This is a genomic window from Nocardioides mesophilus, assembly GCF_014395785.1.
Classification (GTDB): domain Bacteria; phylum Actinomycetota; class Actinomycetes; order Propionibacteriales; family Nocardioidaceae; genus Nocardioides_B; species Nocardioides_B mesophilus.
Map to the genome: position 1 here is coordinate 3040948 of NZ_CP060713.1, position 16742 is coordinate 3057689.

A 16742-nucleotide genomic window follows, 5' to 3' on the forward strand; every position below is an offset into this window, starting at 1 on the left:
AAGCACATGCAGACGACACCGCTGACGCTGCGAGATGACCTCTCCGCTGCCTACCTCCGCTACATCGACACCCAGTACTGGCTGCGCAACGCTGATCTTGCTGGCGAGCGGCGTGCCCTGTTGCGGTCTGACGGGAACCTGCGCAGCGAGTGCCTCCTCGAGCCGGTGCTGCCGTACGACGCAACGGTCGACCTGCTTGGTATCGCCGCTGCCGCGGGCGTCTCTGCCGAGACGGCCGAGATCGTCGGCCGGGCGCTCTTTGGTGACTTCACTGCTCCGGGCGAACCGGTGAAGCTGAGGTCACACCAGGCCGAGGCGGTGACGAGCCACTTCCGGGGAGGAGGTGAACCCGGACGGAACGTCGTGGTCACTTCCGGCACAGGCTCCGGCAAGACCGAGAGCTTCCTGTTGCCGATGCTGCTCCGGCTGGTCGAGGAAGCCAGGACCTGGCCCGCGCAGCCCAAGCCCGACCTGTGGTGGCTTGACAAGCCGCACCCGCGCCGATGGCGGCCGATTCGCAAGGCCGAGACCCGGATGCCCGCAGTCCGGGCGATGGTCCTGTACCCGACCAACGCCCTCGTCGAAGACCAGATGACCCGGCTCCGTCGGGCTGCTCGGCGCATCGGCGCCGCTCTGCCTGATCAACCGCTCTGGTTCGGCCGATACACCGGCGTGACCTTGGGGACATCCAGACGCCCAGCTGATGGTCGCGGCCCAGCCTTCGCCGGGCTGGTGTCGAACCTGGAGGACCAGACATCGGAGTTCGCTCGGCTGGTCGAGGCGAACGTCTCCGAGGGCGACCTGGCCCAGTTTCCCGACCCGCGCGCTCACGAGATGCTGATCCGCTGGGACATGGTGGAGACGCCTCCCGACGTACTGGTCACCAACTACTCGATGCTCAACGCGATGTTGATGCGTGCCTTCGAGGACCCCCTCTTTGAGCAGACTCGAACCTGGCTGGCGGCGTCACCGGACAACGTGTTCACGCTGATCGTTGATGAGCTGCACCTCTACCGAGGGACCCAAGGCAGCGAGGTCGCGATGGTCGTGCGCAACCTGCTCAGCAGGCTCGGCATCTCGCCAGAGTCGTCGCAGCTGCGGTGCATCGCGACCAGCGCCTCACTCTCCGACGAGAGTGGCGGACTGGACTACTTGGAGCAGTTCTTCGGGGTGGAGAGTTCGGCGTTCCACCTCACCGCTGGGACGCCGCGCGCTCTGCCAGCTCTTTCCGGGCTCGATAGGGATGCCCTGATGTCCGGCGGCGGGCCATCCGCCGGTGTGATCTCCCAGCAGATCGCGGCAGCCTGTGTCGACCCCGACTCCGGGCGCGCTCGGGCCACCGAGTCCTCGGTGATTGCCGAGCGCCTTTTCGGCGCCCCCGATGAAGGTCTGCAAGGTCTGTCAGCGGCGCTCAACTCACTCGCGGACGCTTCCAACCTCAGCGCGACGATCCCGCTCCGGGCCCACCAGTTCGTCCGCACCATGCGAGGGATGTGGGTCTGCTGCAACCCCGAATGCGCCGGCGTCCCCGCGGAGAAGCGCGAGGGCCGTCGCGTCGGCAAGGTCTACGGGATCCCGACCCTGAGCTGTGGTGACTGCGGGTCCAGGGTGCTTGAGCTGCTGTATTGCTTCTCCTGCGGAGACGTGAGCATGGGCGGTCACGTTGTGGACCGGACGGCGGTCGAGAACAACGAGCCCGAGGGCGTCGTGATCGCTTCGGCCAACCTCGGTGAAGTCGCCTCGGACGTGGCGCCGATCTTCCGGCGGACCCACGACGACTTCGTCTGGTTCTGGCCCGGTGAAAGACCAGTGCAGTCGGACCCGTCCTGGTCCAAGAAGGTCCCCGGCAGCAAGAAGGAAGCGCGGTTCGCGTTCGCGCCCGCCAGCCTGGACCACGTCACCGGCCTGATCACGACGGCCGGCGAATCGCTGGACGGCTGGATCATGACGGTCGAGGCAGACCTCGGTGAACGCCAGCGGATCCCGGCAGTCCCGGATCGCTGCCCACGGTGCGACTCCTCGGGTTACAACCCAGGGGAGAAGTTCTTCTCCGGGACCGTACGCAGCCCTGTCCGGGCGCACACGGCGGGTGCCGCCCAGTCCACCCAACTCTATCTTTCCCAGCTCGTGCGGAGTCTGGGGGAGACCGCCGCGGAGTCGCGGACGATCGTCTTCACTGACAGCCGTGACGACGCCGCACGGACGGCAGCCGGGATCGGTCTGAACCACTACCGCGACGTCATCCGTCAGCTGACTCAGCAGGTGCTGACCGCCGAGCGGCCGTCGCTGCGGGGCATCATCGACCGCGGTGTGGCTCTGGAATCCTTGACCCCAGCCGAACAGGCAACCTTCGCCACGTTCAAGGCCGCCAACCCTGAGGTCATCGAGCTTCTCAAGAAGCAGGCTTACGTGACCTTGGACCAGGCCGAGACGGCCGCCATCGAGACAGCCTTCGCCGAGAAGGAGGAGGTTCGGATCGGCTGGCCAGAGCTGCGTCACGAGGTCTGTGACCGGCTGGTACGCCTCGGGATCCCGCCGGGAGGAACCGGGCCATCGGCTGCGAGAAACCAGGACGACAGCCCCTGGTGGAAGGCATTCACGCCGCCGGAGCCGGACATGTGGCTGCCCCTGCCTCTCAACGGGCCGCGAGAGACCCAGGCCGCGATGCAGGCGGAGAAGCTGGTGCAGGCACTGGCCAGTGGGCTGTTCGGTCGCGCCGGTCGGGACTTGGAGTCCGTCGGGATCGCGTACTTCGCGGCACCGCCGGCGTCCACGGGGATCGTCAATGACCCGGTCGTGCGTGCCGAGGTCCTCGCTGCCGTCATCCGCATCCTCGGCATCGGCCAGCGTTGGTCGGGGGCCGACGCATCGCCGTCGACCGGTATCCCGAGAAAGGTGTCCGGCTATCTGAAGGCTGTCGCCGATGCACACGGCAAGGAGTACGCCGACCTCGCAGAGGATGTGAAGCACCTGCTGAAGACCTCCGGGGTCGCCACGGACTGGCTGCTGAACCTGGCGTCCATGTCCTCCCCGTTGAGCCTGGTCCCGCTAGACGGCCGACGCTGGCAATGCAGCTTCTGCGGCTTCCTGCACGGCCATCGCTCGGGCGGGGTCTGCGCCAACGTCGGATGCAATCGAAAGGCTCTCATCGAGGTCGACCCCGACGCTGGCGGCGAGGGTGACTACTACGGCTGGCTGGCGCGCCAGAAGCCGCGCCGCCTCGCGGCGGCGGAGCTCACCGGTCAGACCAAGCCGTTGAGCGAGCAGCGTCGTCGCGCGCGCGTGTTCAAGGAGGTGCTGCTGCCGGCGCCGGCGGAGAACCCGCTGACAGTGCCGCTCGACGTCCTGAGCGTCACGACGACGATGGAGGTCGGGGTCGACATCGGGTCGCTTCGATCAACGGTGATGGCGAACATGCCGCCGCAGCGCTTCAACTACCAGCAGCGAGTCGGACGCGCTGGGCGGTCCGGTCAGATCTTCTCCTACGCCGTGACGGTGTGTCGGGACCGGTCGCACGACGACGACTACTTCCGTTCGCCGCGACGGATGACCGGTGACGACCCGCCGCAGCCGTTCCTCGACTTGAAGAGGGTACGCATCGTGCGACGCGTGGTGGCGGCAGAGGCGCTGCGTGTTGCCTTCCGGGCAATCAGTGAGCCGCCGGAATGGACGGCCGACAGCATTCACGGCGTCTTCGGCAAGACCGCGGACTGGTCGAAGCATAGGGAGGAGGTAGCGAAGGAGCTGGCTTCCCCGACGTTCCGTTCGGTGGTCGACCGGTTCTGCGCGTTCACGGGACTCGAGGACAGCGCGATTACGGCGATCACTGACTGGGTCAGCGATGGCGGGCTTGTCGTTGAGATCGACTCCGCAATCGATCGCGATTCTGGGCTCACGGATGAGCTCAGCGAGTTGTTGGCGACATATGGGGTGTTGCCGATGTTCGGCTTCCCGACCCGGGTGCGCCAGCTCGTCAAGAAGCGCCCGTCCAAGTTGGAGGATCTCGACCGCGTCACGGTGTCAGACCGCCCGCTTAGCCAGGCGGTATCGATGTTCGCGCCCGGCGCCAAGATCGTCCGCGACGGAGCAGTCCACACAGTGGCCGGCTTCGCCGCTTGGCACCCTGACTTCAAAGGAATGAAGCCGGTCGACCCGCTGGGCCCGGAGGTGTCGATCGGCCTCTGCGACGAGTGCGGAGCCTGCTTCGTAGATGCTGTCGAGCCAGTCTGCAGCATCTGCTCGTCGGGTCTGCGGATCGTCCCGATGCATCAGCCGCGCGGATTCCGGACCACTTACCAGGAGGTCGACTACGACGGTGACGAGGACGAGTCCGCCAACGCTGGCTCTCCAACGGTCTCGGTGGACGGTGACCCAGATACTGACGTCACGGTCCGCGGGGCTCGACTTGGTACATACACGCAGGCGCGCCTAGTTCAGGTCAACGACAACAACGGGCGCCTGTTCGAGATCGGTCAGGACTTCGGCTCATGGCTGGCTGTCGACCCGGACCTGTTCGCCGACCTCAAGACTTGGCCACCCAAGAACGTCGTCGGCTCCAAGCAGATCGCGATCGGGGAACTGCGGACCACGGACGTATTGACCATCGGCCTGGAGAGCGCGCACGCACCCGGCGGGCTAGTGCCGCACTCACCGACGCGGGTGCCCGCCGGCCTGGCCGCCTACCGGTCGCTCGCCGAGGTCCTTCGCCGCGGCGCTAAGCGCCAACTCGACATCGACCCGCAGGAGCTCGTTTTTGGCCTGCACCCACAAAGCGACGGATCGATGCAGGTGTTCCTGGCCGACGCCCTGGACAACGGCGCCGGCTATACCGCCGAAATCGGGACAGCCGCCAACTTCGAGCACCTACTTACCGAAACCCGGCTGTCGCTGCGAGACCTATGGGCCGAGAAGGCCCACGCGGACTGCAGCTCCTCGTGTCTCGACTGTCTGAGGTCATACGACAACAGCCGGCTGCACGGGCTTCTCGATTGGCGGCTGGCCCTGGACATGCTCGATCTGCTTGCCGGCGAAGGACTGCTCCTGGCCAGATGGCTGGAACTGGGGCAGCGGGCCGCGGCGGCCATCGCCGCAACCGGGCTGATGCATCTTCAGGCGGGCGCCACCACCGACGGGGTTCCCTACCTGCACAACACCACGAACGGCCGATCCGTCCTGGTCGGACACCCGCTTTGGTGGCGCTCGGAGGATCGTGCCGTTGAGGAACAGATCGTCGCCATCGACGAGTTGGACGGCACATCCTCGGCCGTGGCCCAGAGCGATGTGTTCGAGGCGCTCCGGCGGCCGATCGGCGTGATCCGGCGGCTCGTGTGACCGAGCTTGCTTGGCCGTCGCCGACCGCTGAACCCGTCAGCATGATCTCGCCGAGTGCCCTGAACGCATGGGAGACCTGCGGGCGAAAGCTCGCCTTCCAGCGCGACCCGGCCACCCGCGCCCTGAACAGGCCAAGCCCTCGCACCGCACTCGGCGTCGTCGCTCACGGCCTCACCGAGTCGGCTGCAACGGGCCAACCTCCTGCCGGGATGGCCCGACGGGCCTGGCTCGAACAGGAATGGGAGCAGCTGCTGGCCCAGCAAGTCCAGAAACTGGCCACGGCCTGGCCCGGGCGGAGGATCCCGCCGGTTGCGCAATGGGATGGCCTAGTAGCCACCCGGGTCCGGATCCTGCGCAAGCTCTCCGCAGAGCCTGAACCTGAGATGACCACGGCTGCCCAAGCCCCGGCTGGCGGCCCCGGGTTCCCATGGATCGAGCGCAGGCTCGAGGACCCCACGGCAGGGGTCTTCGGCACGCCCGACCGGGTCGATGTCCGAAACGGCCACTTACGCGTCGTTGACCTTAAGTCGGGGGTCCATCAAGCGGGCATCCAAGACGCTCAGCGGCGCCAGCTGCTCTTGTACGCACACCTGGTAGACGTGGCCTGCGGCCAGCTGCCAGCCGTCGGGGTGATCGAGGATGTCTCCGGCAAGGAGACCTCCTTCTCGATCGAAAGCGTCGCGGTCACACACGCGCTGCACGAGGCACAACGGGGCGCTAGCAACTTCAACCACGCCATCGCTAGCGGCGAGGTTCCGGCGCAACCGGACGAGACGGCCTGTCGATTCTGTCCATTTCGGAGCGTGTGTTGGCCGTACTGGACGTCGAACGCACGATCCGACCGCGACGTGCGTGGGACGGTGATCGACGAACCTGAGGCTAGTTCCTTCAAAGTTGACGTCGGAGGCGCCGAGGCCCTCCGCGTCGTGATCACGGCGGGCGTGAGCGTCCCGGCCAGGGAGGATGAGGTGGTCGTCTTGGACGTCGTCCCGGCCGGACACCACACTGTCAAGATGCGCTGGAACTCCGCCCTCCGAACGCCGGGGTGAGAAGGCGCGCTGACGCCTTTCACTGCCGGTCACAAGCCGCGCGTGCGAAAGGTTGCGGGAGCTGGGTGTGCCGCTGTGGGCGGAGAACAGGAGAATCGCCCCGGCCGACGCCGTCGGGTCGCAATGCCTTTGACGGGGAGTTGGCGCGGCTGCGGTCTCGCCTGTCAGTCCGCTTGATCCGCGTTCGACGTGCCGTCGTCGGGGTGGGGCTCTCGGGCGCGGATGCGGTTGAGGGCGTCGAGGTTCTTCTGGTCGGCGTCAGGCAGGGCATGCAGGTATTTCTGCGTGGTGGTGATCTGGGCGTGGCCCATGCGGTCCATGACGGATTTGAGGTCGGATCCGCCGGCGAGCAGCCAGGAGGCGTGGGCGTGGCGGAGGTCATGGACGCGGACGGCGAAGTCGACTCCGGAGGCCTTGATTGCGGGCAGCCACATGCGGGTGCGGAAGCTGTTCCGCGAGATCGGGGTGCCGTCTCGGGTGGCGAACAGCAGATCATCTGGACCGAGGCGCCGGGTGGCGATCGCGTCGGCGAGCTGGGCGACGAGGTCGGTTGGGAGGCCCAGGGTGCGGGGCTCGTTGTCCTTGGGGTAGGGCTTGGTGATCATCCGGGCGCCGGTGGGGGAGTTCTTGATCGAGACCTCGACGAGTGTCTCTTCGACGGTCAGCGTGCGCTTGATGAGGTCGAGGTGGCGGGGCTTGAGGGCGATGAGCTCGCCCCACCGGAGTCCGGTGTTGATGGCGGTCTCCACCATCAGCCGATGCTGCGCAGGAAGCGAGGCAAGGATGGCGACGTACTCCTCGGGCGTCAGTGTCCGGGCCTTCTTCTTGATGACCTTCGGGAGCTCGGTATGCGCGCACGGGTTGAAGGTGACCACACGGTCGCGCTGGGCGCGTTCGAAGATCGAGTGCAGCATGGTGTGGTACTTCCGCACGCTGGCGGCCGAGAGGCCGTGCCCATTCTCGGTAGGGGTGCCGGTGGCGGTGGTGACCCAGCGTTGGATCTCGGAGGGCAGGATCTTTCCCATCGGCCGCTTCCCGAAGGCGGGGATGAAGTGCTTGTCGAGGTAGGACCGGTAGGCGGCCAGGGTGGAGGTCTCGACGTGCTTGGAGGGCAGCCAGACGGTCTCGACGTACTCGGCGAAGGTGACCTGGCCGCGGGAGTGGTCGTGCCAGGCGCCTTCCCTGACTTTGGCTTCTTCGCGGTGGGCGGCGCGTTCGGCGGCACGCCGGGAGGAGTAGGTGCCGGCGGATCGTTGCCGTCCTTCGGGGTCGCGGTAGCAGGCGACGAACCGGGTGTCGCCGTCGTCGGTCACCCGGGTCTTGATCCACGCCATCACGCCTCCTGGAGGCTGGAAATGTCGATGTCCGCACAGTGTCCGCAAACGTTGCCCCGAATGTCAGCGGACGTCGACGAAGGTCAGCGGAAACTCAATATGAGCCTGACCTGCGACTTTACGCTCACAGGAGGTGGCAGTCGAGGACAGTGTGAGGCAGTGTGTGAGTGGGATACGGCACTCATAACCCAGAGGTCGCAGGTTCAAATCCTGCCCCCGCTACAAATCACGAGAGGCCCGCGCAGTCTGACTGCGCGGGTCTTTCGCGTGTGCGCAACCACCATGGCGACCTGCCTGCGCCATGGTTCATCCACGCCGCACGTCGACGGAACGTGCCGAACGTGTCGCTGGCATCCGTGCGCACGCGTGGCCGCTCGACTTCGGGAGGCGGTGGGCAAGTCCGGCTCCTCACCCAGGGCCAGCTCGGGGTGGAGATAACAGAACCGCCTCCTGCTTGAACGCGGTTGCTAACGTGACCGGCACGAGGGGAGTACCTCCCAGGCGGTGCATCGTCAGCACGGCGGTCCCATGACCCCCGGTGCGCCCGGTTTCGACCGAGGAAGACCTCGCCACCAGGCCCTGCGCCTGGCCGACGAGAGGTGCTTTCATGGACGTTCAGTACACCCACCGTTCGCCCGAGCCGGACACCGACGGGGCGGAGGAGCACCGGCGCGGGACCGTCCCCCGACGGTCGGAGCCGTCCTAGTGCTGCAGAGCATGCGCAGCTATCCGAGTGTCTCGATCCTTGCCAACACCGCACCAGGCGAGCCCGTCGGGACGACGACGCAGGCGTGGCTCCGGCGGCTGTGCGAGCAGGCGGAGAAACGGTTGCGGGCCGAGGGCGTGACGAGCGCGGAGATCACCGCAGCGCTATCGACGCTCGTCGAACGCGCCGCCCAGGTCGAAGCCGAGCGCAGCATCGCGCCGTTCGCCAGTAATGCCCACAGCGACCTGATGACCCTGCCGGTGCAGGTCGTCGAGCGGGTCGTCGTCGACCCGACCTTCGCGACCCGCGACCTGGTCCGAGCCATGCACCGGACGCCACGGCACCTCGTGCTGATGCTGTCGGCGGAGCAGGCGCGCCTGTTCATCGGCCAGGGCAGGCGGATGGTCCCTGCGCACGGCTCGAAGTTCCCTCTCGCCAATGGGCAGGGCGGGCCTGGCCAGACCGACCGCTTCCTGCGGAGGGTGGACGAGGCGTTGGGCACCTACATCCGGGTGACCACTGGACCGCTCGTCATCGTGGCCGCCGAGCCGACCGCCTCGGCCTTCCTCGCGGTCTCTCGCAACCTGGGGCGACTTGCCGGCGTGGTCCCCGGTCACCACCTGCACGCCTCGCTCGACCGGATCGCCGAACTGGCGAGGCCCGTGGTCGAGCGCTACCTGCGCTCACGCCAGGATGAGGCTCTACAGCTGCTCGAGACCCGCCTCGGCCAGGGTCGTGCAGCGCTGGGGATCGACGCGGCCTGGCTCGCCGCGCGGTGGGAGCCGGTCGAGATGCTAGCGGTCGACCACACCTACTTCTTCCCGGCCCGGCTGACCGAGGACGGTGACTATCTCCAACCGGCCTCAGACGTCGAGCACCCGGAGGTGATCGACGACGCCGTGGACGAGGTCATCGAGCAGGTGCTGCTGCGACGTGGGTGGGTGGCGCTGGTCGAACCCGGTTCCCTGCCCGGCGGCGAGCGCATCGCCGTCACGCTGTCTCGGCGATAGCCCTGTGGCCTGGAGGCCACGAAGATCGTTGATGAGGGCGCGGAGCGCCTGCGCGCAGGCGCTCCGCGCCCTGTTGATCAACGGCGGGTAGCTCGGGGCACGACGGGTCTCTTGGTCTCCCCGCTAGCGTCGAGATGAGGGTGTGGCCCGGTACCGGACTGTCCATGACAAGAGGCAGATCGTGGAGACGACCGAGGATGGTGGTGGCGTGATGGACCCCTCGGTCGACGCAGCGGCCGGAGGCATCTCACCCGATTGGCTGAGCGGCCTCGGCGCGCAACTGCGGCTGTTCCTGCTGGAGTACGAGTTCGGCTTGCGCGAGATCGAGACCAAGATCGCGATCCTGCGCGACGAGTTCCTGCACATGCACGACTACAACCCCATCGAGCATGTCACCAGTCGGGTCAAGTCCCCGGAGAGCATCCTGAGCAAGGTGGAACGTCGGGGGTTAGAGCGCAGCCTGGACAGTGTGCGGGCCAACGTCACCGACATTGCGGGAGTGCGGGTCACGTGCAGCTTCAACGCAGACGCATACCGCATTTTCGAGCTGCTCACCGCCCAGGACGACGTCACGACCCGCAGGGTGTCCGACTACATCGCCGAGCCGAAAGCCAACGGCTACAAGAGCCTGCACGCCATCGTCGAGGTGCCGGTGTTCCTCTCCTCCGGCGCGGTGAGGGTGCCTGTCGAGATCCAGTTGCGCAGCATCGCGATGGACTTCTGGGCCAGTCTGGAGCACAAGATCTACTACAAGTACGACGGCGAGGTCCCGGACGCGCTCCTGCAGGAACTCAAGGAAGCCGCCGACACCGCCTCCGAGCTGGACTCACGTATGGAGCGCCTGCATCGGGAGCTGCACGGCTGAAGCAACGCTTCGAAGTCAATGGCCTGATGGGTAGTCGGCCGCGGCTGCGCGATGAGGCCATACTGGATCGGGGAACAGAAGCCGGGCGGAGACGTCAGCCTCAGCCACCGCCCCGGCGGACCAGACCGGAGCGCGACGCCGGACCGGCACGCTGAAGGGAGGGCCAGTGCTCGACATCAGCCTGCTCGCCTGGGCGGTCACCGTCGGGCTGATCGTCGCCCTGCTCGCGGTCGACCTGGTACTCGCCGCCGCGCGGCCGCACCGGGTCGGCTTTGGGGAGGCCACGGCCTGGTCGGTGTTTTACGTTCTCGTCGCGATCGGCTTCGGCGTCTGGTTCACCGTGCAGTTCGGTGGCGAGTTCGGCACTGAGTACTTCGCCGGCTACCTCATCGAGAAGAGCCTCTCGGTCGACAACCTGTTCGTCTTCGTCATCATCATGACCACCTTCGCCGTACCAGAGGAGCACCAGCACAAGGTTCTGACCTTCGGCATCGTGCTTGCCCTGATCATGCGCGCGATCTTCATCGCCCTCGGCGCTACCTTGCTGGCGCTGTTCTCGTTCATGTTCCTGTTGTTCGGCCTGCTGCTGATCTACACCGCGGTGCAGCTGTTCCGGCACCGCGACCAAGACCCCGACGTCGAGGACAACGTCGTCGTCAAAGCGGCGCGCCGATTCCTGCCGATCACCGGTGGGTACGTCGGCGGCAGGCTCACCACGCGTGTCGATGGCAGGCGGGTTTTCACTCCGCTGTTCCTCGTGCTGCTCGCCATCGGCAGCATCGACCTGCTCTTCGCGCTCGACTCGATCCCGGCGGTGTTCGGAGTCACCGAGGAGGCCTACATCGTCTTCACCGCCAACGCCTTCGCGCTCCTGGGTCTGCGTGCGTTGTTCTTCCTGGTCAGCGGGCTGCTCGATCGCCTCGTGTATCTATCGACCGGACTCGCGCTGATCCTGGCCTTCATCGGCGTCAAGCTGATCCTGCACTGGGCCCACGTGGACATCGACCCACGAGTCCCGGAGATCCCCACTCCGCTCAGCCTCACCGTAATCGTCGCCGTACTCGCAGTGGTCACGGTCGCGAGCCTGATCAAGACCCGACGCGACCCCACCGCCAAGGCGCATGCCGGCTCTATGCGCGCACATGACCCCAAACAGGCGGACACCGGCCATGATCATCGCGCCGAGGGGTAGACGCTGCAGGTGACCCCGGGCGCGGGTCCCCCGGCCGGCCCACGCTGCCCCGTCATCGATGGGTCGCGGCCTTCTTCTTGTCGAAGCCAGACTCGCTGCGGATCGAGCGGCGTTTCGTCAGTGAGTCGGGACCTCGGTCGAATCGGTATTCCCAGGTTCTTCTGGCTCGGTGTCTGATGCTTCCGTTCATGCCGACCGGTGCGAGATGGAGCATGCTGGAGGGATGGACGTCGAGGTGACCGAGGTTGGGCCCGGTGTCCACCACGCCCGGGCAAAGCACGTGTCCTGGGCCCTCGTGACCGAGGGAGACGCCGTCACGCTTATCGACACGGGTTTCCCGGGGGATCGGGAGCGGCTGTTCAGGAGCCTGGAGCTGATCGGTAGGCGCGCGTCGGACGTCGACGTGGTGGTGCTGACCCACGGGCACCCCGACCACCTCGGGAGCGCCGAGCACCTGCGCAGCGCCTACGGCGTCCCCGTGCTCGCTCACGAGTCGGAGGTGCCGAACGCCTCCGGTGCTCGGGTCGAACAGGTCAGCGAATGGACCTTGCTCGGACAGTCCTGGCGACCGGCCGTCCTGCGGTGGGTGTTCGACGCTATGCGGCTGGGCGTCATCCGCGTCGAGCGCGTGCATGAGCTGCGCGACTTCGAAGAGGCGACGCTCGATGTCCCGGGCCGCCCGGTTGCCATCCACACGCCCGGTCACACCTCCGGACATTGCTCCCTGCACCTGCCCGACCGCGGCGTCCTGCTGGCCGGCGACGCTTTGATGACCGAGCACGCCGTGGGTCGCGACGCCGGCCCGCAGCTGCTGCCGGCGTACTTCAACACCGACACCGGCCTCGCGCGCCGGTCACTCGAGCGCCTCCGGCCGCTCGCCGCTGAGGTCGTCGTCCCCGGCCACGGCCCCACCTTCCGTGGCACGCCTGCCCGGGCCGTCGAGCTCGCGCTCGCGCACGGTTGACGCACCGCGCTGCACCACCATCGGGGACTCAACTCAGGGCACTCGCCCTCGCGGAGGGGGAGCCGGGCTGCGGGCTCAGGCCGCGATGCCCACCTCCGCGGCGTATCGGCGGAACGCGCGGTCGGCGGTGAGCCGCAGCCAGGCGCGGATCGGCAGCGGGGCCTTGGCGAGGTCGGCCGCGACGACGTCGGGGTCACCGACGTGGCGCATGATCCCGAAGGCCGTGGGCAGGAAGCGAAACGGGATCTTGCGCATCCCGCGCTCGCCGAGCTCGGCCCACTCCGCCTCGCTGACCGAGCGGGCCGCCAGCGGCAGCAGGTGCCGCTCCTCGGCGGCCATGTGCTCGGTGAGGGCCTCGACGAGGGCGCCCACCGCGGTGCCGAGCCGGTCGCGGTCGGCGGCCGCGGCGCCGGCGCGCCAGCGGGGGAGCAGCGCCAGCGTCAGCTCGAGATGGTCGTGGATCTGCTCGTGCTGGCTCTCCATGAGGTGCACCACCGGCGCCAGCTCCTCCGGCACCCGCTCCAGGAGCCGGGGCCACAGCAGCTCGTCCTCGCTGGTGTGGTGGCCCTCCAGGACCGCCAGGATCGTCTCGACGTGGCCGGCCACGACCGCTGCGCGGCGTACGTCGCCGGTCGCGACGTTCTGGACCAGGGCCGGCGCCGGCAGCAGGCTCCAGCGGAACGCGTCGTGGGCCATGATCATGCCGCGCACGTCGGTGAGGCCGGGGCCGTGCAGGGGGGCGCTGGTGGTGCTCATCGGTGCTCCTTCGGGTCGGGTATCTCGGTGTCACCAGGCTGGGCCCCCGCTCTTGGGCGATCCTTGGAAGCGACTTGGAAGGTCGGCAGAATCAGCAGCGAGACGGGGGAGGCCGGCCCTAGGGTGTGCGCCATGGAGTGGCGGGTGCTCGGGCCGTTGGAGGTCCGCGCCGCCACCGGACCGGCCGACCTGGGCGGTGCCAAGCCGCGTGCCGTGCTCGCGCTCCTGCTGGCCGCCGGTGGACGGACCGTCTCGGTGGACCGGCTCGTCGACGAGGTCTGGGGCGAGGAGCCGCCGCCGAAGGTGATGGCCTCGCTGCAGAGCTACGTGGCCCACCTGCGCCGCGCGCTCGAGCGGGACCGTCCGGCCCGCTCGCCGGCCACGCTGCTCGTGACGCGGCCGCCCGGCTACGCGCTGCTCGCCGCACCGGACGACGTCGACGCGGTCGTCTTCGAGCGCCGGGCCGCGGCCGGCCACGCCCTGCTCGCCGGCGACCCCGATGCCGCGGCGGCCGAGCTCGAGGCGGCACTCGGCCTGTGGCGCGGGGAGGCGTACGCCGACTGTCCCGCCGCGCCGTCGATCGCCGCCGAGGCGAGCCGGCTGGGCGAGCTGCGGCTGCTCGCGACGGAGGACCGCTGGCAGGCCGAGATCGACCGGGGGCGCCATGCCGTGGCCGTCGCGCCGCTGGAGGCGCTGGTCTCGGCCCGCCCGCTGCGCGAGCGGGCATGGGGCCTCCTCGCCCTGGCGCTGTACCGCTGCCAGCGCCAGGGGGAGGCGCTGAAGGCGCTCGCCCGGGCCCGCGCGGTGCTCGTCGAGGAGCTCGGTCTCGACCCGAGCCCGCCGCTGCGCGACCTGGAGGCGGCGCTGCTGCGCCAGGACCCCTCGGTGGCGGTGCCGGCCGGCGTGAAACCGGCGGCTCGGCCCACCGCCCGGCCGCCGGCGCTACCGGCGCCCGTCCGCGTGCCGACGGAGCCGCCGCAGGCGCCCCGCGGTCTCGTCGGCCGGGTCACCCCGCTCGCCACGGTGACCGGGGCGCTCGTAGAGGCCGTCGACGGTCGGGGCCGCCTCGTCCTGGTCACCGGCGAGCCGGGCATCGGGAAGACCCGGCTGGCCCAGGCCGCGGCCGCGCCCGCGACCGCTCTCGGGCTCGCGTCGCGGTGGGGCCGCTGCGACGAGGGTGGCACGGCGCCCGCCCTGTGGCCGTGGACCCAGGTCCTGCCGGGGCTGGTCGAGGAGGGCCTGGAGACCTTCGACCTCGCCGAGCGGGCGCTGGCGATGCTGCGGGAGGCCGGGCCGCTGCTCGTCGTGCTCGACGACCTGCACTGGGCCGATGCCGACTCCCTGCGCCTGCTGCGCCACCTCGGACCTGCGCTCTCCGGGCTGCCCGTCGTCGTGCTGACCACGCTCCGCGACGCGGAGGCCGACTGGGGCCCGGCGGTCGCCGACGCCCTCGGTGACCTGGCCCGCGACGAGCCCCTCCGGCTGCCGCTGACGGGGCTCACCACCGACGAGGTGAGCACCTACGTCGAGGAGCGGCTGCACACCGGCGTACCTCCCGACGTCGCCCGGGCGCTGCGCGACCGGACCGAGGGCAACCCCTTCTACATCGCTCAGCTCGTCGACCTGCTCGCTCGCGAGCACCGGCTCTCCGAGGCGTCCGCCGTGGCCGAGCTCGAGGTGCCCGACGGCGTCCGCGACGTCGTACGCCGGCGGCTCGCCCAGCTGCCCGACAGCGCGCGGGCGTTGCTGGCTACGGCGGCCGTGGTCGGCCGCTCGTTCGACGCCGATGTCGTGGAGGTCGCCGGCGACCTCGACGACCCGGCGATGGTCGACGAGGGCCTCGAGGCGGCCCTGTTGTCGGGACTGGTGACCGAGGAGCCCTCCGGCTCGTACCGCTTCGTGCACGCGCTGGTGCAGGAGGCCGTCTACGCGGCCATCCCGGGACCGCGACGGGCGCGGCGCCATGCGGCGGTGGCCGACACCCTGGCCGCGCTGCGACCCGACGCCGAACGGAGCCACGCGGCGGAGATCGCCGAGCACCACGCGCGAGCGGGCGCCGACCACGCGCGGGCCACGTGGGAGTGGGCGGCGCGGGCCGCGGCGCAGGCGCGGCGACGCGCCGCACCGGAGGAGGCCGCGCGCTGGCTCGGCCTGGCCGTCGACGCCGCCGACCGGGACCGGACCGCCACCAGCGCCGACCGGCACGGGCTCGTGGTCGCTCATGTCAGCGCGCTGATCCGGGCCGGTCAGGTCGCCGAGGCGTGGGAGCGAGCCGTCGTCCGCGCCCAGGAGGTCCTCGACCTCGGTGACGTCGTGGCGAGCGCGGAGCTGGCGGTCTCGGTGACCACGACCGTGTGGAACTGGCGTACCTACGGCTCCGTCGACAGCCGCGCGGTCACCCTGCTCGAGCGGCTCCACGACGAGCTGCCCGCGGAGCTGTCCGGGCTCCGCGCCCGCGTGGTCGCCACGCTCGCGCTGGAGCTGTACTGGGTGGACGCGCCGCGCTCGCGCGAGCTCACCGCCGCTGCCCTCGCCCTGGCGCCGGCCGACCAGCCTGACCGGTCTGAGGTGTCCGACGTCCTCGAGGTCGCGCACGCCTCCCTCATGCACGTCGACTGCGCCCACGAGCGGCTCGACGTCGCCGAACGGCTGCTCGGACGCGCCCGCGCCGGTGGCGACCGCGAGCTCGAGGCGCGCGCCCTGCTGATGCGCGGGTCCGACCGGCTCGCCCTCGGCCGCTTCGCGGACGGCTGGTCCGACTACGCCGCCGCACGCGAGCTGGCGCGCGACCAGGGCCAGCCCATCGTCGACGTCATCGTGCGGTACGCCGAGGTGCTGCGTCCGCTGGCGGAGGGCCGGCCCGCTGACGCCGAGCAGATGCTCGCCGAGGTCGTCGCACTGCACCGGCGTACGACGATCGTGTCGGCCGACGTGCTGGAACCCCTCTTCCAGCTCAACGCGGACCTGGTCTACGGCGGACCGGCACGCTGGGCCCGCGCCGAGCAGCTGGTCGACCTGATGCCGCCCGGGCCGCTGGACGAGCTGCGCGCGCTGGTGCTGCAGCGCACCGGCCGGGCCGCCGAGGTCCCCGCCCTGCTCGGGGTCTGGGCCGACCAGCGTCCGTTGGACGACGACTTCCTGTGGCTCTACACCACCGCCTACCGCGCGGAGGTCTGGGCAGGGCTCGGCGACCCCGTGGCAGCGGCCGCGCTCCGGGAGCAGCTGCTGCCCTACCGGGGGCTGCCCGTCTGGGTCGGCACGGGTATCGGGCTGGCCGGCTTCACCGACCACTACCTCGGGCTGCTCGCCCGCGCGCTGGGAGAGCTCGACGAGGCGGTCGCCGAGCTGGAGACGGCCCGCAACCGGGCCGCGGCCGAGGGCATGACGGCATTCGAGGTGCTCATCACCCACGAGCTCGCCAGGACCCGGGCCCGGCGCGGCCGCCCCGGTGACGCGGCCGAGGGGGCGCGGCTCGCCGCGGAGGCGGCGACCCGGGCGAGCGGCATCGGCCTGGTCCTGCCCCGCTGAGCACCGC

General features: G+C 69.5%; 9 protein-coding genes. 7 read left to right on the plus strand and 2 right to left on the minus strand.

Going from position 1 to position 16742, the window contains the following annotated elements; all coding sequences use genetic code 11:
* The first annotated feature begins 6 nt into the window (after positions 1 to 6).
* Both H9L09_RS14765 and H9L09_RS14770 read left to right on the plus strand, forming a co-directional pair.
* Entirely contained in the window at positions 7 to 5331 is a 5325-nt protein-coding gene (locus H9L09_RS14765) for a DEAD/DEAH box helicase (RefSeq protein ID WP_187577632.1), read from the plus strand.
* 41 nt (positions 5332 to 5372) lie between these two features.
* Complete coding sequence (locus H9L09_RS14770) at positions 5373 to 6380, plus strand: PD-(D/E)XK nuclease family protein (RefSeq protein ID WP_187577634.1); 1008 nt, start codon at positions 5373 to 5375, stop codon at positions 6378 to 6380.
* A 164-nt stretch (positions 6381 to 6544) separates the two neighbouring features.
* Here H9L09_RS14770 and H9L09_RS14775 read toward each other — a convergent pair whose 3' ends face one another.
* Complete coding sequence (locus tag H9L09_RS14775) at positions 6545 to 7714, minus strand: tyrosine-type recombinase/integrase (protein ID WP_187577635.1); 1170 nt, start codon at positions 7712 to 7714, stop codon at positions 6545 to 6547.
* A 717-nt stretch (positions 7715 to 8431) separates the two neighbouring features.
* Between H9L09_RS14775 and H9L09_RS14780 the strand changes: the two genes are divergently transcribed.
* The 4 genes from H9L09_RS14780 to H9L09_RS14795 all read left to right on the plus strand — a co-directional run bounded on the left by H9L09_RS14780 (position 8432) and on the right by H9L09_RS14795 (position 12451).
* Positions 8432 to 9430: a baeRF3 domain-containing protein gene (locus H9L09_RS14780; protein WP_187577636.1), complete on the plus strand. Its 999-nt coding sequence runs from the start codon at positions 8432 to 8434 to the stop codon at positions 9428 to 9430.
* 181 nt (positions 9431 to 9611) lie between these two features.
* The gene (locus H9L09_RS14785) at positions 9612 to 10295 is read left to right on the plus strand and encodes a GTP pyrophosphokinase (RefSeq protein ID WP_246456040.1); all 684 of its coding nucleotides are present in this window, start codon (positions 9612 to 9614) and stop codon (positions 10293 to 10295) included.
* Between the two features lie 166 nt (positions 10296 to 10461).
* Positions 10462 to 11487: a TerC/Alx family metal homeostasis membrane protein gene (locus H9L09_RS14790; RefSeq protein WP_187577638.1), complete on the plus strand. Its 1026-nt coding sequence runs from the start codon at positions 10462 to 10464 to the stop codon at positions 11485 to 11487.
* A 223-nt stretch (positions 11488 to 11710) separates the two neighbouring features.
* The gene (locus H9L09_RS14795) at positions 11711 to 12451 is read left to right on the plus strand and encodes an MBL fold metallo-hydrolase (RefSeq protein WP_187577639.1); all 741 of its coding nucleotides are present in this window, start codon (positions 11711 to 11713) and stop codon (positions 12449 to 12451) included.
* A gap of 75 nt (positions 12452 to 12526) precedes the next feature.
* Here the strand turns inward: H9L09_RS14795 and H9L09_RS14800 are convergent, their stop codons facing one another.
* The gene (locus H9L09_RS14800) at positions 12527 to 13207 is read right to left on the minus strand and encodes a hemerythrin domain-containing protein (protein ID WP_187577640.1); all 681 of its coding nucleotides are present in this window, start codon (positions 13205 to 13207) and stop codon (positions 12527 to 12529) included.
* Between the two features lie 132 nt (positions 13208 to 13339).
* On the opposite strand from H9L09_RS14800, the gene H9L09_RS14805 reads away from it, so the two are divergent.
* On the plus strand, positions 13340 to 16735 hold the full coding sequence (locus H9L09_RS14805; RefSeq protein WP_187577641.1) for an ATP-binding protein: 3396 nt from the start codon (positions 13340 to 13342) through the stop codon (positions 16733 to 16735).
* Positions 16736 to 16742: the final 7 nt, after the last annotated feature.

Coding starts and splice junctions, on each gene's coding strand:
- H9L09_RS14765 (WP_187577632.1), top strand. CDS start 7: ATGCAGACGACACCGCTGACGCTGCGAGATGACCTCTCCGCTGCCTAC.
- H9L09_RS14795 (WP_187577639.1), top strand. CDS start 11,711: ATGGACGTCGAGGTGACCGAGGTTGGGCCCGGTGTCCACCACGCCCGG.
- H9L09_RS14770 (WP_187577634.1), top strand. CDS start 5,373: ATGATCTCGCCGAGTGCCCTGAACGCATGGGAGACCTGCGGGCGAAAG.
- H9L09_RS14780 (WP_187577636.1), top strand. CDS start 8,432: ATGCGCAGCTATCCGAGTGTCTCGATCCTTGCCAACACCGCACCAGGC.
- H9L09_RS14805 (WP_187577641.1), top strand. CDS start 13,340: ATGGAGTGGCGGGTGCTCGGGCCGTTGGAGGTCCGCGCCGCCACCGGA.
- H9L09_RS14800 (WP_187577640.1), bottom strand. CDS start 13,207: ATGAGCACCACCAGCGCCCCCCTGCACGGCCCCGGCCTCACCGACGTG.
- H9L09_RS14775 (WP_187577635.1), bottom strand. CDS start 7,714: ATGGCGTGGATCAAGACCCGGGTGACCGACGACGGCGACACCCGGTTC.